The organism is Mycolicibacterium lutetiense (assembly GCF_017876775.1).
Taxonomy (GTDB): Bacteria; Actinomycetota; Actinomycetes; order Mycobacteriales; family Mycobacteriaceae; genus Mycobacterium; species Mycobacterium lutetiense.
The window spans coordinates 646,782-673,179 of the sequence record NZ_JAGIOP010000001.1; the positions used below are offsets into that span (position 1 = coordinate 646,782).

The window sequence follows — 26,398 nt, forward strand, 5'->3', positions numbered from 1 at the left end:
CGGGAGGCAGGGCGGTGCGCGCTCGGCGGCTATGTGCTGCGGCAGTGGCCGCGTTGGCGACAGCCTCGATGGTGTCGGCTTGTGGTAAAGGCGACGACGGGATCGTCATCAATTACTACACCCCGGCCAACGAGATGGCGACCTTCACGGCCGTGGCCAAACGCTGCAACGCCGAACTCGGCGATCGTTTCACCATCAAGCAGGTGAGTTTGCCGAAAGGCGCTGATGACCAACGGTTGCAGCTGGCCCGGCGGCTGACCGGCAACGACAAGACGCTCGACATCATGGCTCTCGACGTGGTCTGGACCGCAGAGTTCGCCGAGGCCGGTTGGGCTGTCCCGCTGTCCGACGATCCGGCAGGCGAAGCCGAGTCCGACGCAGAATCCAACACCTTGCCCGGACCGCTGGAGACTGCCCGCTGGCAGGGCCGGCTGTATGCCTCGCCGATCACCACCAACACCCAATTGCTGTGGTATCGAGCTGATTTGATGGATGAGCCGCCATCGACCTGGGACGGTATGGTCGCCGAGGCGGCGCGTCTGCACGCAGCGGGCAAGCCCAGTTGGATTGCGGTGCAGGCCAAGCAGTACGAGGGCCTGGTCGTGTGGTTCAACACTTTGCTGGCGAGTGCGGGTGGACAGGTGCTCTCCGAGGACGGCAAGACCGTCACGCTGACCGACACCCCGGAGCATCGGGCGGCCACCGTCAAGGCGCTGCAGATCATCTCCTCGGTCGCCACCGCGCCTGGGGCCGATCCATCGGTGACCCAGACCGATGAGGGCACCGCCCGGCTTGCACTCGAGCAGGGTAAGGCCGCGCTCGAGGTCAACTGGCCGTTCGTGCTGCCCTCGCTGTTGGAGAACGCCGTCAAGGGCGGGGTGAACTTCCTGCCGCTGAACGAGCGTGCCGATCTCGCCGATGCCATCAACGATCTGGGCACCTTCTCGCCGACTGACGAGCAGTTTGAGTCGGCCTACGAGGCCAGCAAGGATGTGTTCGGCTTCGCGAACTACCCGGGAGTCTCCGAGGGCGAACCGGCGAAGGTGACCATCGGCGGGCTGAACCTCGCGGTGGCCAAGACCAGCCGGCACAAGGCCGAAGCCTTCGAGGCCATCCGCTGCCTGCGCAACGTCGAGAACCAGCGCTACACCTCGGTCGAGGGCGGGTTGCCCGCGGTGCGCGAGTCGCTCTACGACGATCCGGAATTCCAGGCCAAGTACCCGCAGTACGCGATCATCCGCGAGCAGTTGACCAATGCCGCGGTCCGCCCCGCGACCCCGGTCTATCAGGCGGTGTCCACCCGCATGTCGGCCACCCTGGCCCCGATCACCGACATTGATCCGGAGCGCACTGCCGATGAGCTGACCGAACAGGTGCAGAAGGCCATCGACGGCAAAGGGCTGATTCCATGAGCCGCACTCAGAACAGCACGTCCGAACGGAAGTTGGCGTTCGCGCTGATCGCGCCCGCGGTGATCCTGATGATCGCGGTGACCGCGTACCCGATCGGCTACGCGGTGTGGTTGAGCCTGCAGCGTTACAACCTGGCCGCCCCCGACGACACCGCCTTCGTCGGATTCGCCAACTACCAGACCATCCTCACCGACCGGTACTGGTGGACGGCGTTCGCGGTGACGTTGGCGATCACCGTCGTCTCGGTGACGATCGAGTTCGTCCTCGGTATGGCACTGGCACTGGTCATGCACCGCACCATCTTCGGCAAAGGCGTGGTCCGGACCGCGGTGCTGATCCCGTACGGCATCGTGACGGTGGCGGCCTCCTACAGCTGGTACTACGCCTGGACACCGGGCACCGGCTACCTGGCCAACCTCCTGCCCGACGGCAGCGCCCCGTTGACCGAACAGCTGCCCTCGTTGGCCATCATCGTGCTGGCCGAGGTGTGGAAGACCACGCCGTTCATGGCGCTGCTGCTGCTGGCGGGGCTCGCCCTGGTGCCGCAGGATCTGCTCAATGCCGCCCAGGTCGACGGGGCCGGAGCGTGGACGCGCCTGGTGAGAGTGATTCTGCCGCTGATCAAGCCGGCCATCCTCGTGGCGCTGCTGTTCCGCACTCTGGACGCGTTCCGGATCTTCGACAACATCTATGTGTTGACCGGGGGAGCCAACAGCACCGGGTCGGTGTCGATCCTCGGATATGACAACCTGTTCAAGGCGTTCAACCTCGGATTGGGTTCGGCCATCAGTGTGTTGATCTTTCTGTCGGTGGCGGTCATCGCGTTCATCTTCATCACGTTGTTCGGTGCGTCGGCGCCCGGTGCAGAGGCGGAGGGCCGATGAGTAGCCCTGTGTCAACCCCGGTGTCAGGCTGCAGGCTTTTGGTCGTCGAGGAGGGTTTGGAGGGCCCGGTGTTGAGTGGGGTCGTAGGCGACGCGGTCTTGCCAGCAGTGCCAGATGACGTAGAGCCAGGCGCGGGCCACGATGCGAGTGGCGTGGGAGTGGTCGTGTTTGTTGGCTCGGGCGCGGTTGTAGAGTTCGGCTGCCCAGGGGTTGGCGTGGCGGGAGTCAGCGGCGAAGTCAGTGACAGCGTCGCGCAGGTGTTTGTCGCAGGACCAGCGGAACCCGACCGAGCGCATGGTGCCCGATTGTCGGGTGGAGGGTGCGACGCCGGCCAGGCAAGCCAGGGATTCGGGAGTTGGGAAGCGTCCGCGGCAGTCTCCGATTTCGGCGAGAAGCTTTGCCGCTCTGATCTTTCCGGAACGGGGCAGGCTGGTGAAGATGTGCGCGTCGGCATGGGCGGCGAGCTGGTCGGCGATCTCGTCGGACAAGGTTTTGATCTGCTCGACGAGGGTCTTGAGGGTGGCCACGAGTGCGCCGGTGATGTGGGCGTGGGCCACGCCTTCCTCGCCGGTGGCGCCTCGGGGTGCAGCGACCAGGCGGGCGTGCAGGACGGCGGGGTCCATGCCGCCGGTGTAGCTCACCGAGGCCAGCCAGGCGCCCAGGCGTTTCGGGGTCAGCCAGTCGGCTCGGTCTTGGCAGTCGAAACGGGTCAGGAAGCTGAGGCTGATCATCGAGTCGATGTCGGCGAACAGTCCCACCGCACCCGGGAAGGCGCGGTTGAGGTGTTCGCGCAGCTGGTTGGCCAGCGCGACGCGGTGTCCGATGAGGTCCTTGCGGGCTCGGCAGGCGGCTCGCAGCGCGGTGGTGGCCGGGGAGTCGGGGACCAGGGGGCGCAGCCGGGTTCGGTCGGTGCGCAAGGTGTCAGCCAACACGAAGGCGTCGAAGCGGTCGTCCTTGTTGCCGGCCGAGCCGTAACGGCCACGCAGGTTTTTGAGTTGGTTGGGGCTGATCACGACCACAGTGATGCCGGCGGCAAGCAGCCCGTCGACCAGCGGGCCGTCGGGGCGTTCGATGGCCACCTCGCTGATGCCCATTCGGGCGAGTTGTGCGGGCAGGGTTCGCAGTCCCGCGGCACTGTGCTCGATGGTATTTCGGTGGACTTCGCGGCCTCTCGCGTCGACGATCGATACCGCGTGGTCGTCACGGGCCCAATCGATTCCGCAGGTCAGTCCGTTGGCGGGTTCCGTCGCCAAGACGGTTGGGGCATACTTCATCACAGCCTCCTCGCTGCTAGACCCAGTGGGGAGGCACCCAAACTTCGGTGCCGGGGTGCGGCTGCCGGTTCGCTCACTGTTCGGCGCTCGGTGGCGCTCAGCCCTGTCGACGGTCGGCACACCCCGGGTAACCGTCGAGTCCCGCGAAACTCATCATGGACGTCAAGACGTCAAGCGCTTGTGGCGGTGACTCGACGGCACCTCGGGTGCATCGGCGACCCATCCAGAATCACCGACACAAGGATGGTGCACCAGTGAGCGCTTGCGCGAAGAGCAGGGGACACCGATGAGCCAGCAGGTGGGTGCACGGCGGGCGACCGGGTGGACGGTCGTGAATATCCTGGTGGTGCTCTACGCACTGATCCCGGTGTTGTGGATCCTGTCGCTGTCGTTGAAGCCGTCGTCGAGTGTCAAGGACGGCAAGCTGATTCCGTCGCAGATCACGTTCGACAACTACAAGGGCATCTTCACCGGGGACATCTTCACCTCGGCGTTGATCAACTCGATCGGCATCGGCCTGATCACCACGGTGATTGCCGTGGCCATCGGCGGCATGGCCGCCTATGCGGTCGCGCGGCTGGACTTCCCCGGCAAGAAGTTGCTGGTGGGGGTGGCGCTGCTGATCGCGATGTTCCCGCAGATCTCGTTGGTGACACCACTTTTCAATCTGTGGCGCAGTATCGGCCTGTTCGACACCTGGCCCGGACTGATCATCCCCTACATCACCTTCGCGCTGCCGCTGGCGATCTACACGCTTTCGGCATTCTTCCGGGAGATCCCGTGGGATCTGGAGAAGGCCGCGAAGATGGACGGCGCGACCCCGGCGCAGGCCTTCCGCAAGGTGATCGCTCCGTTGGCCGCCCCGGGCATCGTCACCGCGGCCATCCTGGTGTTCATCTTCGCGTGGAACGACCTGCTGCTCGCGCTGTCGCTGACCGCGACCCAGCACGCGATCACCGCGCCGGTGGCGATCGCGAACTTCACCGGTAGCTCCCAATTCGAGGAACCGACCGGGTCGATAGCGGCCGGCGCGATGGTCATCACCATCCCGATCATCATTTTTGTTCTCATCTTCCAGCGGCGCATCGTCGCTGGCCTGACATCTGGTGCGGTAAAGGGGTAATTGGATGGCCGAAATCGTGTTGGACCGGGTCACCAAGAGTTACCCCGATGGTGCGGGCGGCACCAGGGAGGCCGTCAAAGAGTTCTCGATGACGATCGCCGACGGCGAGTTCATCATCCTGGTGGGGCCGTCGGGCTGCGGTAAGTCGACCACCCTGAACATGATTGCCGGGCTTGAGGACATCTCGTCGGGCGAGCTGCGTATCGGCGGTGAGTTGGTCAACGAGAAGGCGCCCAAGGACCGCGATATCGCCATGGTGTTCCAGTCCTACGCGCTCTACCCGCACATGACCGTGCGCCAGAACATCGCCTTCCCGCTGACCCTGGCCAAGCTCAAGAAGGACGAGATCGAGGCCAAGGTCGTCGAGACCGCCAAGATCCTGGACCTGACTGAACTGCTCGACCGCAAGCCGGCGCAGTTGTCCGGCGGGCAGCGTCAGCGGGTCGCGATGGGCCGGGCAATCGTGCGCCGCCCCAAGGCATTCCTGATGGATGAGCCGCTGAGCAACCTGGACGCCAAGCTGCGCGTGCAGATGCGCGCCGAGATCTCGCGGCTGCAGAGCCGGCTGGGCACCACCACGGTGTACGTCACCCACGATCAGACCGAGGCGATGACCCTGGGTGATCGGGTTGTGGTGTTGCTGGCCGGGGAGATTCAGCAGATCGGCACGCCTGACGAGTTGTACAACAACCCGACGAACCTGTTCGTGGCCGGCTTCATCGGATCACCGGCGATGAATTTCTTCCCGGCCACGTTCACCGATGTCGGGGTGCGGCTGCCGTTCGGCGACGTCACCCTGACCCAGCAGGTGCATGACCTGTTGGCGCGTCACCCCAGGCCCGACAACATCATTGTCGGGATCCGTCCCGAGCACCTCGAAGACGCCGCACTGCTCGACGGGTACGCGCGGATCCGGGCGCTGAGCTTCCCGGTGCGCGCCGACATCGTCGAGTCGCTCGGTGCCGACAAGTACGTTCACTTCACCATCGAGGGCGGCGGCGCCGAGGCGGCCCAGCTTGCCGAGTTGGCTGCCGATTCGGGTGCCGGTGCCAATGAGTTCGTGGCCCGGGTGTCCGCCGAGTCCACCGCGGCGGGCGGTCAGCAGATCCAATTGGCTTTCGACACCTCGAAGTTGGCGATCTTCGACGCCGAGACCGGGGTGAACCTGACCCGCACCGAGCCGGCCGAGGCGGCCGGAGAACCGGCAGCAGAGTGATCGACGTCCTGGCTGCCGTCCGCGCCCATGTGGGCGCGTACTTCGGTTCCGCGGGCATTACCGCGGAACCTGTCAGCGCGAGCGTCACCTTCCTGGGTACCGAGCGCATCGACGTCCTGCGGTTCGGCCCGGATCTTCGCGCGGGTGGTAGCGGGCAGGATCTGTATCACTATGTGACGCTGGGTTGTTCGCGTCACCCGATGTTCGACCCGACCGAGTTGGTCTCCGATCCGATCCACGGTCCCCGGGCCGAGGTGGTGCTGTCACTGCGGGGACCGACACCGGGCGGGCTGGCTCGATCGTTGGCCGTCCTGGCCGCTGCACCCGCAGTGGAGGGGCTGGTCCTGGAGGCCGACGCGCTCGTCGACCTGGAGACACCGTTGTTCGACTCCGGACCGTTCAGTGCATTTCTGTTGGGTGCCAGCGATATCGGCGAGGTGGCCCTGCCCGATCCGTTGTCCGCGGTGAGCGTGCTCACGGCCACCCCGATCACCGCCACCGAAGCGGCCTGGGTGCGTCTGAAAGGTGCGGATGCGATGCGCGAGGCATGGCAGACCGACGCGGTGGACGTGCTGGATCCCACCAGGAGGGCCGCCAGCCCCAGCTAGAGCCAATCGTTGTGGCGGAACGTGCGGTACAGCACGAAGCAGATGGTGGCCATCGCGAGCAGGACGGCGGGATAACCCCACGTCCACTGCAATTCGGGCATGTGCTCGAAGTTCATGCCGTAGATGCCGGCCATCGCGGTCGGCACCGCGGCGATCGCCACCCACGCCGAGATCTTGCGCATGTCCACGTTCTGCTGCATGGCGACCTTGCCGAGTGCTGCCTGCACCAACGAGCTGAGCATCTCGTCGTAGCTCGTGACGCGGTCGGAGGCCTGCACATTGTGGTCGTGCACGTCGCGCATGTACCTGCGTACCTCGACCGAGATCAAGTCGTTGTGGTCGGTGAGCAACCGGGCCAGGGCAAGAGTCAACGGCGCCACCGCACGGCGCATTTCGACGACTTCCCGCTTGAGCAGGTAGATACATTCGATGTTGGTGTGGGTGCCGGGGGAGAAGATGTCCTCCTCCATGGTGTCGATGTCGGTCTCCATCAGATCCGTCACGTCGAGGTAGCTGTCCACCACGTGGTCGGCGATCGCGTGCATGACCGCGAACGGTCCGAGTTTGAGGACGGCAGGCGAGGATTCGAGCCGTTTCCGTACGCCGGCCAGCCCGCCGTGTTCGCCGTGACGGACGGTGACCACGAAGTCCGGCCCGACGAAGATCATGATCTCGCCGGTCTCGACGATTTCGCGGGCCAGTGCCACCGACTCGTGCTCCACGTAGTTGATGGTCTTGAGCACCAGGAACAGGGTTTTGTCGTAGCGCTCGAGCTTGGGACGCTGGTGGGCGTGCACCGCATCCTCGACGGCCAGCTCGTGTAATCCGAAAACATCTGCCACCGACTGCATCTGGAACTCATCGGGTTCGTGAAGCCCGATCCAGACGAACGCCTTCTGGCCGGCCTCCTGCAACTCGCGGACCTTGGTCAACGCAGCGGCATGGGTGTACTTGCCGGGTAACCGGTCACCACCGCTGTAGACACCGCAATCGACCATCGCCCGGGCGACCGGAACGTGGATCGTCCTGGCGTCGGGGTCGGCGGGACGGGTCCTCGTAGTGGCGCGCAGGGCCGGTGGCAAGGCGCGGAATGAGGGCATGATCTGCGACCTTCCTGCGCGGTGTGCAGCAACCTGACCAGCACATCGAATGCTACGCGTAGTTACTGTTAAGTAACGCTCACCAGCGGGGAACGGGGCCATGTGAGATTTGGCCTTGAAGTACCCTTGCGCGGTGTCCGAAAGTACAGTCGCGTCCTCGCCAGAGCGCCCTTCAGCGGAGCGCACCCCGCAAGTTGTCATCGACGATGCCGAGATCTTCGATGCTCATGAAGGCGGAAAGCTCTCGGTCGAGTTGAAGTCGCCGTTGGATACCCAGCGGGCGTTGTCGATCGCCTACACCCCCGGCGTTGCCCAGGTCAGCCGGGCGATCGCCACGGATCACACGCTCGCGGCCAAGTACACCTGGGCCAACCGACTGGTCGCCGTGGTCAGCGACGGCACGGCGGTGCTGGGTCTCGGCGATATCGGCCCCGCGGCGTCGCTGCCGGTGATGGAGGGCAAGAGCGCGCTGTTCAAGACCTTCGGCGGGCTGAACTCGATCCCGATCGTGCTCGCCACCAAGGATCCCGACGAAATCGTCGAAACCCTGATCCGGCTGCGGCCGACGTTCGGTGCGGTGAACCTGGAGGACATCTCGGCGCCGCGGTGCTTCGAGATCGAGCGCCGGGTCATCGAGGCATTGGATTGCCCGGTCATGCATGATGACCAGCACGGCACGGCGATCGTGGTGCTGGCTGCGCTGCTGGGTGCCACGAAGGCGCTCGAGCGCGACATCCATACTCTGCGCGTGGTCATCTCGGGTGCCGGCGCTGCGGGTGTGGCCTGCGCCAACATCCTGCTGAACAAGGGCATCGACGATGTCGTCGTGCTCGATTCGCAGGGCATCGTGCACTCCGGCCGCGACAACCTCAACAGCTTCAAGGCCGAACTTGCCGAGCGCACCAACCCGCGCAAGCTCACCGGTGGTGTGGCCGAGGCACTCGAGGGCGCCGACGTCTTTCTCGGGGTGTCGGCCGGCATCGTGCCCGAGGAGCTCATCGCGACGATGGCTCCCGACTGCATCGTGTTTGCGTTGTCCAATCCGGATCCCGAGATCCACCCGGACGCCGCCCGCAAGTACGCGGCGGTCGTGGCGACCGGTCGCAGCGACTTCCCGAACCAGATCAACAACGTGCTGGCCTTCCCCGGCGTGTTCCGCGGCGCGCTCGACGCCGGAGCGCGGCGCATCACCGAGAAGATGAAGGTGGCCGCTGCCGAGGCGATCTTCTCGGTCGTCGGTGACGATCTCGCGGTCGACCACATCGTGCCCAGCGCCCTGGATCCGCGGGTCGGCCCTGCGGTCGCGGCTGCGGTCGCGGCGGCGGTTGATCACTCAGAGTCCTGAGTTCAGGAATGCGCCGCACCCTGGCGTTGGCGCTGTTGACAATGTCGACGCTGCTGGCACCGGTGTTGGCGGGATGCGCGGCTGACACCGCCCCGGCCCCTCTCGCGGTCGGGGCGGGACCGGCGCCCGAGTCGGAGTTGCTCGGTCATCTGTATGCGGCGGCGCTGCGCTACTACGGCACGCCGGCCGCGGTCACCGAGACCGACGGCGTCCCCGGCGTGCTGGATTCCGGGTCGGTGACCGTGCAGCCGGGGTTCACCGGCCGGTTCCTGACCGACCTTGATCCGACTGCCACGGCCCGCGCCGACGAACAGGTCTACCGGGACCTGGTGTCGGCGCTGCCCGAAGGTGTCGCGGCCGGTGACTACACGATGTCGGCGCAGGACAAGCCCGCGCTGCTGGTCACCGAGGGCACGACCACGACGTGGGGCGGGACCGATCTGAGTGCACTGCGCCGCAACTGTGCGCAGGCGCGGCCCGGTGTGGTGGCTTCGTCGCGGGTTCCCGCGGCGGTCGGTTCGTGCACGCTGCCCAAGGCCCTCGTGTTCCCAGACGCCAAGAGTCTGTTCGCAGCACTGCGCGCCGGCAAGATCAATGTGGCCTGGTCGACGACGGCGGATCCGGCCATTCCGTCGGACCTGACCGTGCTGGCCGACAAGACGTCCCTGATCCGCGGCGAGAATGTGGTGCCGCTCTATCGTCGAAATACGCTCGACGAGCGTCAGATCCTGGCGCTCAACGAGATCGCCGGCGTCCTGGACACCGGGTCGCTGGCAGACATGCGCAGGCAGGTCGCCGAGGGAGCGGATCCCGGTGCGGTGGCCGATGCGTTCCTTCAGGCCAACCCGCTCGGGCACTAGTTCACGACGCGGCGGATGTGTCGCGGCAGGTCTGGGTCGGCCTGCCCGCCGATCGCCTCCCGGATGACGGCGAGCACGCGAGGATCAGTCGCGACGTACACCTGGCGCTTGCCGTGCCGTTGCGCCCGCACCAGGCCGGCCAACTTGAGTTTGCTGAGGTGGTGGCTCACGGTGGCCAGGCTCTGTCCGGTCTTGTCGGCCAGGGTGCCGACGTCGTGCTCGCCGCCGGAGAGCAGCCACAGGATGTGTAGACGCACGGGTGCGGACAGCAACCCGAAGATGGCCGCGGTGTCTTGCAACAACCGCGGCGGTAGCTCGCCGTCAACCGGCGTGGGGTCGGGCACGGAACTCCTCTCGATGGCATCTGCCAGGCTGACTTATTTCTAACACTTGTGCAACCGTTTGACTGTTTGAGTGTCTTGGGTTCTACTGGATTGCGGCGCCGCACCCGCGGCGACGGCGTACGGCGGCTTGGAGGTGGACCACATGGTCGAGGGAAGTAGTACCCGCCTCCGCGTGCGGACGCAGCGCAGCCCGCTGCAGTCCGGCTAGTCGGCCTCGGTCCGCGCGGAGCACACACCCCACCCAAAGGAGCCTCCGACGCGATAAGGACCGAATCATGACCTCACCCGGGATTCACCGCCGTGCGGGCCGTGTTGATGCGGCCGACAATGTCACGCCGCTGCGCGAGCTTGCCGAGGCGCCGGCCTTCGCGGTGTTCCAGCAGATGGCCGCGACGCCGCGCGGCCTCACCGAGGCCGAGGCGGCCGAACGGCTCCACCGGCACGGCGACAACGTGCCGCAGGCGTTGTCCGAGGACGGATTCTTCACACGACTGGCTGCGGCGTTGCGCAGCCCGTTCGTCGCGCTTCTGAGCGTTCTTGCGGCGGTCTTTGTGGCCGTCGGTGACCCGCGCGGATCGACCATCGTCGTGGTGATGGTGGTCCTCGCGGTCGGGCTGCGGCTGTGGCAGCTGACGAGGACGGTGCGTGCGACGCGGCAGCTGCGCACCCTGACATCGGCCACCGCGACGGTGCGCCGCCGAGCCGACGAACTCGAGGCGCCTCTGGAGCGCGAGGTGCCGGTGAGTGACCTTGTGCCCGGCGACGTCGTGTCGCTCCGCGCCGGCGATGTGGTGGCAGCCGATCTGCGGCTGCTCTCCTGCACCGACCTCCTCGTCGACCAGTCGGTGCTCAGCGGTGAAGCGCTGCCGGTGCGCAAGAGCGCCTCGGTGGCCGATGGCGTGGTGACCGGCACCGGGATCATCGACTCGGCGAGCCTGTGCTTCGCGGGATCAGCTGTGGTGGCGGGTAGCGCCACCGCGGTGGTGGTGGCCACCGGAAGCCAGACCTACGGCGGGTCTCTCGCCCGCGATGCCGCTCGCCTGCGCCCGGAGTCCAGCTTCGACGTCGGGGTCCGAACGGTGGGCTGGACCCTGATCCGGTTCATGTTGGTGCTGGTCCCGATCGTCTTCGCGGTCAGCGGGGCGGTGTCCGGAATCTGGCCCCAGGCGGCGATGTTCGCGGTCGCGGTGGCGGTCGGCCTTACCCCGGAGATGCTCCCCGTCATCGTCACCTCCAACCTGGCACGAGGTGCTGCGCGACTGGCTCGCGACCGGGTGGTGGTGAGCCGGCTCAATGCCATCCAGGATCTCGGTGCCGTGGAAGTGCTGTGCGTCGACAAGACCGGAACGCTCACCGAGGACCGAGTGGTCTATGCCAACAGCATCGATATCACCGGCCGGATCGATCACGGAGTTGCCGAGTTCGCCTATCTTGCATCATTTTTCGCCGATGAGTCACATGACCGGCTGGACGCCGCGATGTGCGAGACGCTGGCCGAGCACGGTATGCCTCTGCTGGCCGAGGCGGCTTTCGAGAAGGTCGACGAGATCGCCTTCGACTCCGCGCGCCGCCGCGCGAGTGTGGTGGTGCAGCGCCAGCCGGGTGAACACGTACTGATCTGCAAGGGCGATCCGGACCGGGTGCTGCCCCGCTGCTCGCGGGTGTGGCTGGAGCAGGCGGACGCCGAGCTGAGCGACGACATCCGACTGGAGGCCGATGACCTCGTTCAGGCCTACCGCAAGCAAGGCATGCGGGTTCTGGCCGTGGCGGTCAAGCCGGGTCCGGCCCGTCTGGAGCACTGCTGCGCGGACGACGAAACCGACCTGATCCTGGCAGGATTCGTGGGATTCGTGGATCCGGTGCGGGCCAGCGCGGCTCCCGCTGTCGGTGAGCTCGCCGATTGCGGTGTCGATGTCAAGATCCTCACCGGCGACAGTGCGATCGTTGCGCGGCAGGTAGCCGGCCAGGTCGGAGTCCACCCTGACCGGGTGTTGGTCGGTACCCAGATCGACCGGATCGGTGAGCACAGGTTGCCCGCGGTAGTGGCTGGGACATCGGTCTTCGCCGAGCTTGGGCCGGGGCACAAGGTCCGGATCGTGGCCGCGCTGCGCCAACATGGTTGTGCTGTGGGTTTTCTCGGCGACGGGGTGAACGATGTGGCGGCGTTGCGTATCGCCGATGCCGGCATCGCTGCCGACACCGCCACCGATGCGGCCAAGGACGCCGCAGACGTCATCCTGCTGGACAAGGATCTCGAAGTGGTGGCCCGCGCGGTGGTCGAGGGCCGGCGCACGCTGGCCAACACCATGAAGTACGTCAAGATCACCGCCGCGTCGAACTTCGGCAACGTTTTGTCGGTCGTCGCCGCAAGTGTGTTCCTGCCGTTCCTGCCGATGCTGCCCGTTCAGTTGATGGTGCAGAACCTGCTGTATGACACCGCCCAGCTGGCTCTGCCGTGGGACCGGGTCGATCGTGAATATCTGCAGGCACCCCGACGCTGGCGATCGGGCGGACTGGTCGGATTCATGGTGGTGTTCGGGGCACTGAGCTCGATATTCGACCTCGCCACGTTCGCGATGCTGTGGTGGGTGTTCGGGGCGGGCCAGAACCCGGCGATGTTCCACGCTGGGTGGTTCGTCGAGGGTCTGCTCACTCAGCTTGCGGTGGTCCTCGTGCTGCGCACGAAGAACGCTCCGTGGCGCGGTGATCGACCGGCGCGCGTCGTGGTGACGGTATCGGCCGCGGTAGCGAGCATCGGTCTGGTCCTGGGCTTCACGCCGCTGGCGGGCCTGCTCGACATGAGCCCGCTGCCGATGGCTTACGCGTTGTGGCTGATCGCGGTCCTCGCGGCGTACGGACTCGCCGCGCACCTGGCCAAGCGCTGGTATCTGCGCCGGCAGCGTAGCTGGCTCTGAATTCCCTGATTTTCAACAATTTTCGAAAGCGAGCGCAGGATGACGACTGCGGAGATGTTGCTGCGCCTGGGCGCCGGAGTGGGCCTGGGTGCGTTGATCGGACTGGAGCGCCAGTACCGGGCGCGCATGGCGGGGCTACGCACCAATGCGCTGGTGGCGGCCGGGGCGACGCTTTTCGTGTTGCTCTCGGCGCACGGCTTCGCCGGCGCGACCGCGGACCCGACCCGGGTGGCGGCCCAGATCGTTTCCGGTATCGGTTTTCTCGGCGGCGGGGTGATCCTGCGTGAGGGATTGACTGTGCGTGGGCTGAACACCGCGGCCACCCTGTGGTGTTCAGCTGCCGTCGGGGCACTCGCCGGTGCCGGGATGTACGCCGTGGCGGCCGTCGGTGCCGGTGTGGTGGTTGCCGTGCATGTGATCCTGCGGCCGGTAGGGACTTTCGTCGACCGTCAGCCTGATACCGGAACCGAAACTCCGACCACCTACACGTTCCGCGCGCTGGCCGATGACAGCGCCGAGGCACATGTACGCACCGTTCTGGTCGATGCGTTGTCCCGCACTGATTTTGCCCTGCAGTCGGTGCAGAGCTCTCACATGGCCGACGGTGGCCGTGTCGAGGTGTGCGCGACCCTGAGGGCTCCCGAGCGTGACGACAAGGGGATGGAGACCGCGGTCAGCCGGCTGTCGTTCGAGCCCTCGGTGATCAGTGTGCGCTGGCAGATCGACGAAGCCGGAACCAACGAGGGTCAGGACTGAGGGCGATATGGCTGTGACGCAGACTTTTCCGACTCCGGGCGCGCTGTCGCGGCCCGCTCGCAGCATGGCGGCCGACGTGCTGGTCTTCGTCGGAGCGGCCGCCGTGCTGTGGGCAGTCGTGCGGTTGGCGCAGAGCGCCGCGGGGCCATGGGAAGTGGCCTCGGCACCGTCCTCGGTGTCTACCGAGCTGGCGGATCTGCCTTACTACGCCGGCCGGTCATTGCTGCGCATGTTCTCCGCGCTCGGGCTCTCGCTCGTGTTCACCTTCGTCTATGCCACCGCTGCGGCGCGGTTGCGGCGGGCTGAGAAGGTGCTGATCCCACTACTGGACATCCTGCAATCGGTACCGATCCTGGGTTTCCTGTCGATCACCATCACTGGTTTCATCGCGTTGTTCCCCGGCTCGGAACTCGGGTTGGAGTTCGCGGCGATCTTCGCGATCTTCACGTCGCAGGCCTGGAACATGACGTTCTCGTTCTACTACTCGCTCAAATCGCAGCCGCGTGAACTGGATGAGGCCTGCCGTCTGCTGAGACTTTCCCGGTGGCAACGGTTCTGGCGGGTCGATCTGCCCGGCGGCATGATCCCGCTGGTATGGAACGGCATGATGAGTTTCGGAGGCGGCTGGTTCTTTCTCACCGCGGCCGAGGCGCTCAGCGTCAACAACCACAATTTCGCTCTGCCGGGGATCGGTGCATACGTCGCCGCCGCGAGCGACGCGGGTGAACTGAACAAGGTAATGGCGGCGGTCGCGGTGATGATCGCGTTGGTCATCGGGGTGAACGTGCTGTTCTGGCGCCCGCTGACAGCCTGGGCCGAACGATTCCGGATGGAAGACTCCGAGGCGGCGCAGGCTCCACGCAGCCTCACCCTCGATGTGTTGCGCCGCTCGAATATCTCGCGCCTGGTGGGGCGTCCGCTCGGGATACTGGTTTACCCGATGGACCGGGTGATGGCGGTATTCGGTATCGCCGAGCGCCCGTTGCGGACAGCGGTAGGCCGGCGCCGGTTGGGGGACTGGGTGTTCGGGGCCGTGCTGGCCGTATTGGTCGGGTACGGGTGCTACCGCGCGATCGGCTACATCTCGACGACTGTCGGGCTGAGCGAGGTGGGTCATGCGCTGCTGCTCGGCCTGGCCACCTTCGCCCGGGTGGTGGTGTTGGTGGCGGTCGCGACCGTGATCTGGGTTCCGGTGGGGGTGTGGATCGGATTGAACCCCAAGGTGTCCCGGTTGGCGCAACCGATTGTTCAGGTGCTGGCGTCGTTTCCGGCGAACTTTCTGTTCCCACTGGTCACCGCGGTACTGCTGTTCACCGGGGTGAGTCTGAACATCGGCGGCATCCTGTTGATGGCACTCGGTGCGCAGTGGTACATCTTGTTCAACGTCATCGCCGGCGCCAGTGCAATCCCCAACGATCTTCGCGAGGCTGCCGCCAATCTTCGGTTGCCACGAATGCTGTGGTGGCGCAAGCTGATTCTGCCTGCGATCTTCCCCAGCTATGTCACGGGCGGTATCACCGCCGCGGGCGGGGCCTGGAACGCCTCGATCGTCGCCGAAGTGGTCAGCTTCAACGGCACCACGCTGACCGCAACGGGACTGGGCGCCTACATCACCGAGGCGACGGGGGCAGGGGACGGCGGCCGGATCCTGGTCGGTGTGATGGTCATGAGCATGTACGTGGTGGCGACCAATCGGCTGTTCTGGCGACGTCTGTACGCATTGTCCGAACGTCGATTCTCCTTGTCCTGAAATGAAATCCGATGGAGGTTCCCATGACTGACAACGTTTTGGTCAGCGTCGACGGCGTGAGTAAGAGCTTCACGGGTTCGGCCGGTGACTCCCTGCAGGTACTCGACGACATCAAACTGGACCTACGGTCCCGTGAGATCGTGGCGCTGCTGGGCCGGTCCGGCTCGGGCAAGTCGACGCTGTTGCGCACGATCGCCGGTCTGATCGCGCCGACCAGTGGTTCGGTGCGCTACCGCGGCACCGAACTCAACGGGGCAAATCCGGGTACGGCGATGGTGTTTCAGACGTTCGCGCTGATGCCGTGGCTGACCGTGCAAGACAATGTCGAACTCGGCCTGGCCGCCCGTGGCGTGCCGCCTTCGCGGCGGCGGGCGCAGGCATTGGCCGCGATCGACATGATCGGTCTCGACGGGTTCGAATCGGCCTACCCCAAGGAGCTTTCCGGCGGTATGCGGCAACGGGTCGGTTTCGCCCGGGCACTGGTACTCGAACCCGACCTGCTGTTGATGGACGAACCGTTCTCTGCGCTGGACGTTCTGACCGCTGAGAACCTGCGTACCGAGCTGATGGCGCTGTGGACCGGGGGCCAGTTCCCGACCCAGGCGATCTGTCTCGTGACCCACAACATCGAGGAGGCGGTGCTGCTCGCCGATCGGGTCATCGTGCTGGGCGCCAACCCCGGCCGCATCCGCGCCGAGGTCAGCGTGGACCTGGCCCGGCCCCGGGACCGTCGCGCGCCGGCATTCGAGGCCTTGGTCGACAAGCTCTACGAGCTGTTGACCGGCACCGAATCCGGAGCGGCGCCGCCCGAGCCAACCGAGGCCACCCCGACGAGCGCCCCACTGCCGGACGCCACGGTCGGCGGCCTGGCCGGGCTGGTGGAGATCGTCTACGCCAGGGGCGGAAAAGCCGATCTGCCCGACATCGCCACCGAACTCAACTTCGAGATCGACGACCTGTTGCCGCTCGTGGACGCCGCGGCCATGCTCGGATTTCTCCACGTGCGACACGGTGACCTCGAATTGACGGCAACCGGAGGCGAATTCACCACCGCCGACATCCAGTCCAGTAAGCGGATCTTCGCCGAGCAGGCGCGCACTCGCGCGCCACTCGTCCGCACCATCTCTACGGCGCTGGGCAGGAGCTCCGACGGAAATCTGCGTGCCGGGTTCTTCCTGGATCTGCTCCGGCGTGGGTTCGGGCCCCAAGACGCGCAGCGTCAGCTCGACATCGCGATCGACTGGGGCCGCTATGCCGAGCTGTTCGACTACGACACCGACACCGACCAGATCTCGGCCGATCCGGTCGGGGCAGTGTCAGCGCGGTATGGCCCGCGCGGCCGCGGCTGAGAACAGCCGCTGGTAGCCCGAGCCGGTGATCCGCACGATGATGTCGAGGATCTTGGCGTCGGGCCCGACGAGCACGCGTGCCTTGTCCTTGCGCACCGCCTCGAGGATGATCGTGGCGGCCTTCTGCGGGCTGGTTTTGGCCAGCTTCTGGTCGAAGGCCTGGGCGAGTTCCTTGGTATCGATCCCCTCGACCGCGGTGGCGTTGCGCGCGATGGCGGTCTTGATGCCGCCCGGATGCACGCATGTCACCTTGACCGGGTGCTTGGCCACGATCATTTCCTGACGCAGGGCCTCGGTGAAGCCGCGGACCGCGAACTTGGCCGAGTTGTAGGCCGCCTGGCCCGGAACCGAGAAGATGCCGAACAAGCTCGAGACGTTGACGACGTGTCCGTCGCCCGACGCGATCAGGTGCGGCAGGAACGCCTTGGTGCCGTTGACGACGCCCCAGTAGTCGACGTCCATCACCCGCTCGATGTCCTTGAACCCGCTGACCTCGACGTCACCGGTGAAGGCGATACCCGCGTTGTTGTAGATCTGGTTGACCTTGCCGAAGTGCTCCTTGACCGCGTCGGCGTACAGCAGGAACGCCTCACGCTCGGTGACGTCGAGCCGGTCGGACTTCACCTCTGCACCGATCGCCTTGAGCCGTTCCTCCGTGACAGCCAGACCTTCGGTGTCGACGTCGCTGATCGCCAACTTGGCCCCGGACCGTCCGAGTTCGATGGCCAACGCCTGTCCGATGCCTGATCCGGCGCCGGTGACGACGGCGACCTTTCCGGCGAAGCCCTCCATAGAACACTCCCTTGTGTTGTTTGACTTGAGTCGAGATTACCCGGTACCCGCGGTCCTGTCGGGGTCGGCTAGGACGCTGCCGCGGCCACCGGCCGCCATACCTCGGCCAGCGTCTCCAGCGGGACTCCGAGGGCGTCGCTCAGTCCGATGATGGTGCCGAATGCCGGGGAGGGGAGACGGCCGGTTTCGATCTTGCGCAGGGTCTCGGGGGATATGCCCGCGGATCGGGCGACCTCTTCGAGGGTGCGACTGCCGCGCGCGGTGCGCAACGCGGCGCCGAGCCGGCGGCCTGCGGCGACTTGCTCGGGACTCAGCGGGGTGCGGACCACGCCACCACGGTAGCGCCGGTATTTGTATACCGCTAGTGTCGGTATTTAAATACCGAGGAGGCTCCGGACATGATCGAGTTGAAGACCGCCGACGAGATCGAGCGAATGCGGGTCACCGGGCGCTTCGTGGCCGAGGTGCTCGCCGAGCTGAGTGGGCTCGCCGATGTCGGGGTCAACCTCCTCGACCTCGAACTTCACGCCCGCGACATGGTCACACGCCGCGGTGCCGAGTCGTGTTACTGGGACTACGACCCGTCATTCGGCCGTGGCCCGTTTCGCAACGTCATCTGCCTGTCGGTCAACGATGCTGTGCTGCACGGACTTCCACACGATTACCGGCTGACTGACGGCGACTTGCTCACCCTGGACTTCGCGGTGTCCATTGACGGCTGGGTTGCCGACGCGGCCCGCACCGTGATCGTCGGGACACCAGCGGACGCAGACGTGCGGCTGGTGCGGGCCACCGAGGAAGCGTTGGCCGCAGGCACTGCCGCCGCGCTCCCCGGCAACCGGCTCGGTGACATCTCGGCCGCCATCGGCGCGGTCGCCGCCGATTACGGCTACCCGGTCAACGTCGAATTCGGCGGGCACGGCCTGGGCCGGACCATGCACGAGGATCCGCATGTACCGAATCGCGGCAAGGCCGGCCGCGGCATGATGCTGCGGGCGGGGATGACGTTGGCGCTGGAACCGTGGTTCGCCGCGGGCACCCACCGCATCGTTCTCGATCGCGACGGCTGGACCATCCGATCCGCCGATGGCTCCCGCTCCGCCCACACCGAGAACACCGTCGCGATCACCGAATCGGGCCCGCTCGTATTAACTTGCTAGCCCAGCTGACCGGCCTCTTAGTGCTCGGGGCGTAGCAACAGCGTGGCGACGACGCTGATCACCGCGGTCGCCACCAAATATCCACAGGCCAACCACGGCGTGCCGCCGCCCACGGCAATCAGTGCTGTGAGGATCATCGGGGTCAGACCCGAGGCGTACACGCCGGACAGCTGGTACACCGTCGACAGCCCGGTGTAGCGGATGCGGGTCGGGAACAGTGATGCGTACAGCGTGCCCTGCGCGCCGTAGAACCAGGCGTGAATGACACCGAACGCCAACAACATTCCCACCGCATACGCCGCGATACTGCCGGTGTCGAACAATGCGAATGCCGGGAAGACCACGAGGGCGTAGGCGGCGATGCCCGACGCGTAGACCGCCTTCGGGCTGAACCGGTCGGCCAGCAGACCTGACACCGGCAGCAGGACGGCCATGAGCAGCGCCGCCGCGGTCACCACCGCCAGGACTGGAACCTTGCCCAGATGCAGCGTGGTGGTGGCGTAGGCGATGGTGAACACGCCCCAGGTGTTGAACGCGGCGCCCTCGCCCCAGCGCGACAGCAGACCGAGCAATGTGGAGCGCAGCGCCGGGGCCCGGAAGATCTCCTTCACGGGTACCGCCGCGCGTTCGTCGACGTCGCGCAGGTGCTCGAACTCCGGGGTCTCGGCCACCCGGAATCGCACCACGACCCCGAAGGCCACCAGGACAACGCTGAGAAGGAACGCGATCCGCCACCCGTAGCTCTGGAATGCCTCGGTCGGCAACCACAGCTGCAGCAGCACGAACACCCCGGTGCCAAGGGCCAGGCCCAGGGCAAGCCCGACCTGAGGGATGCTGCCGAACAATCCGCGGCGATGACGGGGGCTGTGCTCGACGGCCAGCAGTACCGCGCCGGCCCATTCGCCGCCGAGGGCGAATCCCTGCACCACCCGCAACACCAGAAGCAGGATCGGGGCCAGCACGCCGATCTGTGCCGCGGTGGGCAGCACACCCATCAGCGCGGTGGCCGTGCCCATCAACAGCATGGTCAGTGCAAGCGTCTTCTTGCGGCCGATCCGGTCTCCGATGTGGCCGAAGACGAATCCGCCGATGGGCCGGACCAGGAACCCGACCGCGAAGGTGGCGAACGCCAGCATCGTGCCGACGAATGAGCTCTGGTCCGGAAAGAAGGTGTGGTTGAACACCAGGCTTGCGGCCGTGGCGTACAGGAAGAAGTCGTACCACTCGATCGTCGTCCCGAGCACGCTCGCCAGCACCGCGGTGCGCACGGTTCTCGGGTCGGTGGGTGCTGCTGGGCTGGCCTGGACGGGTACCGCGACCGGGGTCAAAGTCACCCTAATTGTCTAGTCACCGCTGCTCTGCGCGCCCACCGTTGTGCACACCGTGATCGAAACCCGAGTCGAAACAAGCGAAATGGTCGCTGCCGGAGTACGGCAGCGACCATTTCGCTTATGGGGATGAAGTTAACGGTTTCTAGCCGAACGCCAGGTCGATGATCTCCTGCTGCTCGACGGCGTGCACCTTTGACGACCCTGAAGACGGAGCCGACATCGCGCGCCGCGAGATGCGCTTCATCGGGGTGAAGTAGTCCGGCAGCACCTCGGGCAGCGTCAGGCCGAGCGACGGCCAGGCGCCCTGGTTGGCCGGCTCCTCCTGCACCCAGAACTTCTCGGTGGCATTCGGATACCGGTCCAGCGTCTCGGCCAACCGGCGCCGCGGCAGCGGGGCGAGCTGCTCGAGACGCACGATCGCGACGTCGTCGCGGTTGTCCTTGGCCTTGCGGGCGGCAAGGTCGTAGTAGATCTTGCCGCAGCACAACAGGACCCGGGTGACCTTGCTGCGGTCGCCCTCACCGTCGGTGTAGGCGGGCTCCTCGAGCACCGAGCGGAACTTCTGCTCGGTGAAATCGCGGATGTCGCTGACCGCAGCCTTGTTGCGCAGCATCGACTTCGGGGTGAAGACGATCAGCGGGCGCTGGATGCCGTCCATACCGTGCCGGCGCAACAGGTGGAAATAGTTCGCCGGGGTCGACGGGACCGAGATGGTCATCGAACCCTCGGCCCACAGCTGCAGGAAGCGCTCGATACGGCCCGAGGTGTGGTCGGGACCCTGGCCCTCGTGGCCGTGCGGCAACAGCAGCACAACATCGGAGAGCTGGCCCCACTTGGCCTCGCCGGAGGAGATGAACTCGTCGATGATCGACTGAGCGCCGTTGACGAAGTCGCCGAACTGCGCCTCCCACAAAACCATTGCGTCGGGGTTGCCCACCGAGTAGCCGTACTCGAAACCGACTGCAGCGTATTCGGACAGCGCCGAGTTGTAGACCAGGAACTTGCCGCCGGTCGGCGTGCCGTCGATGTTGGTGGCCAGCAGTTGCAGCGGGGTGAACTCTTCGCCGGTCTTGCGGTCGACGATCACCGAGTGGCGCTGGGTGAAGGTGCCGCGCTGGGTGTCCTGGCCCGACAACCGGATCAGCTTGCCGTCCGCGATGAGCGAACCGAGTGCGAGCAACTCGGCGAACGCCCAGTCGACCTTGCCCTCGTAGGCCATCTCGCGGCGCTTCTCGAGCACCGGCTTGACCCGCGGGTGCACGGTGAACCCGTCCGGCAGGGCCAGATGCGCGTCGCCGATGCGGGCGAGCAGCGACTTGTCCACCGCGGTCGCGAGGCGTTGCGGGATCTGCTGGTCGGACTCGACCGATTCGCTGGGCTCGGCCGCGTGCTTCTCCAACTCGCGGACCTCGTTGAACACCCGCTCCAGCTGACCCTGGTAGTCGCGCAGGGCGTCCTCGGCCTCTTTCATCGAGATATCGCCGCGGCCGATCAGTGATTCGGTGTAGGCCTTGCGGGAGCCACGCTTGGTGTCGATGACGTCGTACATGTACGGCTGGGTCATCGACGGATCGTCGCCCTCGTTGTGTCCGCGGCGGCGGTAGCACAGCATGTCGATGACGACGTCCTTCTTGAACGCCTGACGGAAGTCGACTGCCAGCCGCGCCACCCAGGCGCAGGCCTCCGGGTCGTCGCCGTTGACGTGGAAGATCGGTGCGCCGATCATCTTGGCGACGTCGGTGCAGTACTCGCTGGAGCGCGAATCCGTTGGTGCCGTGGTGAACCCGATCTGGTTGTTGACCACGATGTGGATCGTGCCGCCGGTGGTGTAACCGTCCAGCAGCGCCAGGTTCAGCGTCTCGGCGACCACGCCCTGGCCGGCGAACGCCGCGTCACCGTGCAACATCAGCGGGACTACCGGGTACTCGCCGGACACGTCGGCGTCCTGGCCGGGATCCAGCAGATCCTGCTTGGCCCGTACCAGGCCTTCGAGCACCGGGTCGACGGCCTCGAGGTGGCTCGGGTTGGCGGTCAGCGACACCTCGATGTCGTTTTCGCCGAACATCTGAATGTAGGTGCCGGTGGCGCCGAGGTGGTACTTCACGTCGCCCGAGCCGTGGGCCTGGCTCGGGTTGAGGTTGCCCTCGAACTCGGTGAAGATCTGGCTGTAGGGCTTGCCGACGATGTTGGCCAGCACGTTGAGCCTGCCGCGGTGCGGCATGCCGATGACGACCTCGTCGAGCGCGTGCTCGGCGCACTGGTCGATCGCGGCGTCCATCATCGGGATGACGGTCTCTGCGCCTTCAAGTGAGAACCGCTTCTGGCCGACGTATTTGGTCTGCAGGAAGGTCTCGAATGCCTCGGCCGCGTTGAGCTTGCTCAGGATGTACTTCTGCTCGGCGACGGTCGGCTTGTCGTGCTTGATCTCGACGCGCTCCTGCAGCCAGCGTTGCTGCTCCGGCTCGAGGATGTGGGTGTACTCGACACCGATGTGACGGCAGTAGGCGTCGCGCAGCACCGAGAGCACGTCGCGCAGTTTCATGTACTGCTTGCCGGAGAACCCGTCGACCTTGAACTCGCGGTCGAGGTCCCACAGCGTCAGCCCGTGGGTGTTGACGTCGAGGTCGGGGTGGCTGCGGAACCGGGTGTTGTCCAGGCGCAGCGGGTCGATGTCGGCCATCAGGTGGCCGCGGTTGCGGTATGCCGCGATCAGCTCGATGACGCGGGCATTCTTGTCGCCGATGGAGTCCGGGTTGTCGGTGCGCCAGCGCACCGGCTCGTAAGGGATGCCGAGTTCGCGGAAGATCTCGTCGAAGAATTCATCGTCGAGCAGGAACTGGTGGATGGTGCGCAGGAAGTCGCCCGATTCCGCACCCTGGATGATGCGGTGGTCGTAGGTCGAGGTCAGGGTGATCAGCTTGCCGATGCCCAGGTCGGCGATGCGTTCGTCGCTGGCCCCCTGGAACTCGGCGGGGTACTCCATGGCCCCGGCGCCGATGATGGCGCCCTGGCCCTGCATGAGCCGCGGTACCGAGTGCACGGTGCCGATGGTGCCGGGGTTGGTCAGGGAGATGGTCACGCCTGAGAAGTCCTCGGCGGTCAGCTTGCCGTCGCGGGCGCGGCGCACGATATCCTCGTAGGCCGCGATGAACTGGCCGAAATGCATTGTCTCGCAACGCTTGATGGCGGCGACGACGAGCGACCGGTTGCCGTCCTTGCCGGGCAGGTCGATGGCCAGGCCCAGGTTGGTATGCGCCGGGGTGATCGCGGCGGGTTTGCCGTTGGCCTCGGCGAAGTGCCGGTTCATGTTGGGGAACTTCTTGACCGCCTGCACGATCGCGTAGCCGAGCAGGTGGGTGAAGCTGACCTTGCCGCCGCGGGTGCGCTTGAGATGGTTGTTGATGACGACGCGGTTGTCGATCATCGCCTTGGCCGGGATGGCCCGGACGCTGGTCGCGGTGGGCACCTCCAGCGAGGCGTTCATGTTCTTGACGACGGCCGCTGCGGCGCCGCGCAGTATCTGTGTCTCGTCACCCTCGGCAGGGGCGGGGGCGGGGGCGGGGGCGGGGGCCGGCTTGGCGGGCGCAGCCGGCTTGGCCGGTGCGGCCTTGGCGGGCGCAGCCGCTTTGGCGGGCGCAGCGGGAGTTGCTGCCGGTGCGGCGGCGGGCGCGGCAGGTGCTGCCGGTGCGGTCATCTGACCGTTGGCGACGGTGTTGTCGGTGGTGGGTTCAGGGGAGTAGTCGACCAGAAATTCGTGCCAACTCGGATCCACCGAAGAGGGATCCTCGCGGAACTTGCGATACATCTCCTCGACCAACCACTCGTTCTGCCCGAATGGTGAAGGTGAACTGCTCACGGCAGACACTCGCCTCAATTCTTGTGTCCGGCTCGCCGTCACAAGGAGGCTTGCCGCTTGTGTTCTTCTGTGGACAGTCGACCCCGCTGTAACCGCCGCATAAAGGCTATCGCCTTTATGCGCCTTCTGAGGTCACCATAGGGCTCAGGAGTTAGCGGACGGCAGCACATGCAGCGTTGCGGGCCACCGCGGCGGGGGCGCGCCGAACGCCTGGCGGGCGTTGGCAACGATCTTCTTACCCATCAGCCGGTTGCCGACACCGCCGATGACAGCGCCGATGCCCACCGGCAGCATCTTGCCGAAAGCCATCGCACCGCGCTTGAGGGTATACCGCTTGACGAAGTACTTGACCAGCCGGGAGTTGAGCTGCGAGACCGCGGGCAACGGCAGCGTTGCTGCACCGTCGGACAGCCACGCACCGCTGGTGCGTCCGGTGCCAAGCAGGTCGGCGACGGCCTGCTTGCTGTCCTCGCCGACGAGGACCGAAAGCACCAGTGCGCGGCGTCGCTCGCGGTGGTCGGCGGGGATGCCGTACACCTCGGCGACCGCGAGCACGAACACCGAGGTGGCCTCGAGGAACACCACGGTCTCGCCGGCCACGGCCGACAGTGCGGCCAGGGTTCCGATGCCCGGGAACGCGGCGGCCGACCCGACGGCGGCGCCGCTGGCCATCACCGCGGCCAGGTAGTGCTTCTCCAGCCGGGTGACGATCTCGGCCGGGGTGGCATCGGGTTGGTGGCTGCGCAACCGGTCCACATACGCCCTGACCGCGGGGGCCTGGACGCGCGAGCTGCGCTCGATGATGTTCGAGAGCACCTTTGCAGCGGTGCTCGGATCTTCGGTCTCTTCGACCTTCGCCGGCAGGGCTTTGGACCGCGCTCGCACTTCGGGGCCTCCCAGGTGTGAACCCATCGTTGACTGCCAGGCTATCGCGTGACCTGACGGACCGAGAACGAACGGCGACCCGTTGCCGGTGCCCGAGCGTGACAGCCGTCACGGGAACAAAAAACCGACGTGCGGGGCTGTTCTGGTTCATGGCATCATCGCCCGACGTGGGCCAGACGACATCGGTAGTGCCACCGGGCCGGATCCGGATGATCCTGGTGCTGGGTGCGCTCGTCGCACTGGGTCCGCTCACCATCGACATGTATCTGCCGGCGTTGCCGCGGATCGCCGACGAGCTCTCGGTCTCGTCCTCGGTATCTCAGTTGACGCTCACCGGCACGCTGGCCGGCCTGGCCCTGGGGCAGCTGATCGTCGGCCCGTTGTCCGATTCGCTGGGACGCAGGCGCCCCTTGATGGTCGGCATCGTGTTGCACATGGTGGCGTCGGTGCTGTGTGTGTTGGCGCCCGACATCGTCACCCTCGGGGTGGCGCGCGGTCTGCAGGGCATGGGTGCGGCGGCGGCCTCGGTCGTGGCCATCGCCGTGGTGGGTGACCTGTTCAGCGGCACGGTGGCGGCCACCGTGATGTCCCGGTTGATGCTGGTGCTGGGGGTGGCCCCGGTGCTGGCCCCGTCGTTGGGGGCGGCCGTGCTGTTGCACGGGTCCTGGCACTGGGTGTTCGTCGTGCTCGTGGTGCTGGCCGGTGGATTGTTGGCGATGGCCGCGCTCGCGCTGCCCGAGACGCTGCCGGTCGCCCACCGGCGCCCGCTCGCCGTGAGCGGCATCATCGGCACCTACATCGAGCTGTTGCGTGACTCCCGATTCGTGATCCTGGTGTTGGTCGCCGCGCTGGGCATGTCCGGGCTGTTCGCCTACATCTCGGCGGCGCCGTTCGTCCTGCAGGGCCACTACGGTCTCGACCAGCAGGCGTTCGCGCTGGTGTTCGCCGCGGGGGCGATCGCGCTGATCGGCGCCACACAGTTCAACGTCGTGCTGCTGCGCCGGTTCTCTCCGCAGGCCATCACGGTGGCAGCGCTGAGTTGGTCGGCATTGGCCGGAGCGGTGTTCGTCAGCGTGACCGTCGCGCAGGTGGGCGGGCTGTCCGCGTTCGTGGCGCCGGTGCTGGCGATCCTGGCCGGGATGGGCCTGGTGCTGCCCAACGCCCCGGCGGTCGCTCTGTCGCGTCATCCCGACGCCGCCGGTACGGCAGCCGCGCTGCTGGGCGCGGCGCAGTTCGGGCTCGGCGCCGCGGTCGCCCCGGCGATCGGGGCCCTTGGCAACGGTGCGCTGGCGCTGTCGTGGGTGATGACGGCCGGCATGGTGATCGCCCTGGCCGCGTTGCTGTTGGTCGGTCGGCGTAACGGCGAGGACGACCCCGACGAATACTCAGGCGACTCATTCGACGCCACTCCGGAAGCGGTTGCCGAGCCGGCCTGAGT

21 protein-coding genes are annotated in these 26,398 nt (G+C 66.4%); 13 read left to right on the plus strand and 8 right to left on the minus strand.

The window, feature by feature from the left end; genetic code table 11:
* Positions 1–14 precede the first annotated feature (14 nt).
* Complete coding sequence (locus JOF57_RS03230; RefSeq protein ID WP_307869951.1) at positions 15–1,412, plus strand: ABC transporter substrate-binding protein; 1,398 nt, start codon at positions 15–17, stop codon at positions 1,410–1,412.
* On the plus strand, positions 1,409–2,296 hold the full coding sequence (locus JOF57_RS03235; protein WP_209913577.1) for a carbohydrate ABC transporter permease: 888 nt from the start codon (positions 1,409–1,411) through the stop codon (positions 2,294–2,296). The genes JOF57_RS03230 and JOF57_RS03235 overlap by 4 nt, the downstream gene beginning before the upstream one ends.
* Positions 2,297–2,319: 23 nt before the next feature.
* Here the strand turns inward: JOF57_RS03235 and JOF57_RS03240 are convergent, their stop codons facing one another.
* Entirely contained in the window at positions 2,320–3,570 is a 1,251-nt protein-coding gene (locus JOF57_RS03240; protein ID WP_209913580.1) for an IS110 family RNA-guided transposase, read from the minus strand.
* A gap of 298 nt (positions 3,571–3,868) precedes the next feature.
* Here JOF57_RS03240 and JOF57_RS03245 point away from each other — a divergent pair, with 298 nt between their 5' ends.
* The 3 genes from JOF57_RS03245 to JOF57_RS03255 are packed head-to-tail and all read left to right on the plus strand — an operon-like array spanning position 3,869 to position 6,517.
* Positions 3,869–4,693, plus strand: coding sequence for a carbohydrate ABC transporter permease (locus JOF57_RS03245; protein WP_209915761.1), 825 nt, complete (start codon positions 3,869–3,871; stop codon positions 4,691–4,693).
* A gap of 4 nt (positions 4,694–4,697) precedes the next feature.
* Positions 4,698–5,909, plus strand: coding sequence for an ABC transporter ATP-binding protein (locus JOF57_RS03250; RefSeq protein WP_209913582.1), 1,212 nt, complete (start codon positions 4,698–4,700; stop codon positions 5,907–5,909).
* Positions 5,906–6,517 (plus strand): suppressor of fused domain protein, encoded by a 612-nt coding sequence (locus JOF57_RS03255; RefSeq protein ID WP_209913583.1) that lies wholly within the window; start codon positions 5,906–5,908, stop codon positions 6,515–6,517. Before JOF57_RS03250 ends, JOF57_RS03255 begins: the two co-directional genes overlap by 4 nt.
* On the opposite strand, the gene corA is transcribed toward JOF57_RS03255, so the two are convergent.
* Positions 6,514–7,617 carry a magnesium/cobalt transporter CorA gene (gene corA, locus JOF57_RS03260; RefSeq protein WP_209913585.1) on the minus strand — a complete coding sequence of 368 codons (1,104 nt, stop codon included), beginning with the start codon at positions 7,615–7,617 and terminating at the stop codon, positions 6,514–6,516. The genes JOF57_RS03255 and corA overlap by 4 nt on opposite strands.
* Positions 7,618–7,750: 133 nt before the next feature.
* Here corA and JOF57_RS03265 point away from each other — a divergent pair, with 133 nt between their 5' ends.
* Both JOF57_RS03265 and JOF57_RS03270 read left to right on the plus strand, forming a co-directional pair.
* The gene (locus JOF57_RS03265) at positions 7,751–8,962 is read left to right on the plus strand and encodes an NAD(P)-dependent malic enzyme (protein WP_209913587.1); all 1,212 of its coding nucleotides are present in this window, start codon (positions 7,751–7,753) and stop codon (positions 8,960–8,962) included.
* A gap of 8 nt (positions 8,963–8,970) precedes the next feature.
* Positions 8,971–9,822 carry a glycine betaine ABC transporter substrate-binding protein gene (locus JOF57_RS03270; RefSeq protein ID WP_209913589.1) on the plus strand — a complete coding sequence of 284 codons (852 nt, stop codon included), beginning with the start codon at positions 8,971–8,973 and terminating at the stop codon, positions 9,820–9,822.
* Here JOF57_RS03270 and JOF57_RS03275 read toward each other — a convergent pair.
* Positions 9,819–10,166 (minus strand): ArsR/SmtB family transcription factor, encoded by a 348-nt coding sequence (locus JOF57_RS03275; protein ID WP_209913591.1) that lies wholly within the window; start codon positions 10,164–10,166, stop codon positions 9,819–9,821. The two genes, JOF57_RS03270 and JOF57_RS03275, sit on opposite strands and share 4 nt — an antisense overlap.
* A 275-nt stretch (positions 10,167–10,441) precedes the next feature.
* Between JOF57_RS03275 and mgtA the strand changes: the two genes are divergently transcribed.
* The 4 genes from mgtA to JOF57_RS03295 are packed head-to-tail and all read left to right on the plus strand — an operon-like array spanning position 10,442 to position 16,936.
* Positions 10,442–13,081, plus strand: coding sequence for a magnesium-translocating P-type ATPase (gene mgtA / locus JOF57_RS03280; protein WP_209913593.1), 2,640 nt, complete (start codon positions 10,442–10,444; stop codon positions 13,079–13,081).
* Between the two features lie 39 nt (positions 13,082–13,120).
* Positions 13,121–13,837: an MgtC/SapB family protein gene (locus JOF57_RS03285; protein ID WP_209913595.1), complete on the plus strand. Its 717-nt coding sequence runs from the start codon at positions 13,121–13,123 to the stop codon at positions 13,835–13,837.
* 7 nt (positions 13,838–13,844) lie between these two features.
* The gene (locus JOF57_RS03290) at positions 13,845–15,587 is read left to right on the plus strand and encodes an ABC transporter permease (RefSeq protein ID WP_209913598.1); all 1,743 of its coding nucleotides are present in this window, start codon (positions 13,845–13,847) and stop codon (positions 15,585–15,587) included.
* A 23-nt stretch (positions 15,588–15,610) separates the two neighbouring features.
* Complete coding sequence (locus tag JOF57_RS03295) at positions 15,611–16,936, plus strand: ABC transporter ATP-binding protein (protein ID WP_234937699.1); 1,326 nt, start codon at positions 15,611–15,613, stop codon at positions 16,934–16,936.
* Here JOF57_RS03295 and JOF57_RS03300 read toward each other — a convergent pair.
* Entirely contained in the window at positions 16,904–17,728 is an 825-nt protein-coding gene (locus JOF57_RS03300) for an SDR family NAD(P)-dependent oxidoreductase (RefSeq protein WP_209913602.1), read from the minus strand. The two genes, JOF57_RS03295 and JOF57_RS03300, sit on opposite strands and share 33 nt — an antisense overlap.
* Before the next feature lie 68 nt (positions 17,729–17,796).
* Entirely contained in the window at positions 17,797–18,057 is a 261-nt protein-coding gene (locus JOF57_RS03305; RefSeq protein WP_209913605.1) for a helix-turn-helix domain-containing protein, read from the minus strand.
* A 69-nt stretch (positions 18,058–18,126) separates the two neighbouring features.
* On the opposite strand from JOF57_RS03305, the gene map reads away from it, so the two are divergent.
* A complete protein-coding gene (gene map, locus JOF57_RS03310; RefSeq protein ID WP_209913607.1) occupies positions 18,127–18,888 on the plus strand; it encodes a type I methionyl aminopeptidase in 762 nt (253 codons plus the stop codon).
* A gap of 17 nt (positions 18,889–18,905) precedes the next feature.
* On the opposite strand, the gene JOF57_RS03315 is transcribed toward map, so the two are convergent.
* From JOF57_RS03315 to JOF57_RS03325, 3 genes are all read right to left on the minus strand, one after another.
* On the minus strand, positions 18,906–20,216 hold the full coding sequence (locus tag JOF57_RS03315; RefSeq protein WP_234937872.1) for an MFS transporter: 1,311 nt from the start codon (positions 20,214–20,216) through the stop codon (positions 18,906–18,908).
* 145 nt (positions 20,217–20,361) lie between these two features.
* Positions 20,362–24,075 carry a multifunctional oxoglutarate decarboxylase/oxoglutarate dehydrogenase thiamine pyrophosphate-binding subunit/dihydrolipoyllysine-residue succinyltransferase subunit gene (locus JOF57_RS03320; RefSeq protein WP_209913609.1) on the minus strand — a complete coding sequence of 1,238 codons (3,714 nt, stop codon included), beginning with the start codon at positions 24,073–24,075 and terminating at the stop codon, positions 20,362–20,364.
* A 144-nt stretch (positions 24,076–24,219) separates the two neighbouring features.
* Positions 24,220–24,987, minus strand: a complete 768-nt coding sequence (locus tag JOF57_RS03325; protein ID WP_209913611.1) for a hypothetical protein — start codon at positions 24,985–24,987, stop codon at positions 24,220–24,222.
* 122 nt (positions 24,988–25,109) lie between these two features.
* Here JOF57_RS03325 and JOF57_RS03330 point away from each other — a divergent pair, with 122 nt between their 5' ends.
* Positions 25,110–26,396, plus strand: a complete 1,287-nt coding sequence (locus tag JOF57_RS03330) for a multidrug effflux MFS transporter (protein ID WP_209913613.1) — start codon at positions 25,110–25,112, stop codon at positions 26,394–26,396.
* The last annotated feature ends 2 nt before the right edge of the window (positions 26,397–26,398 follow it).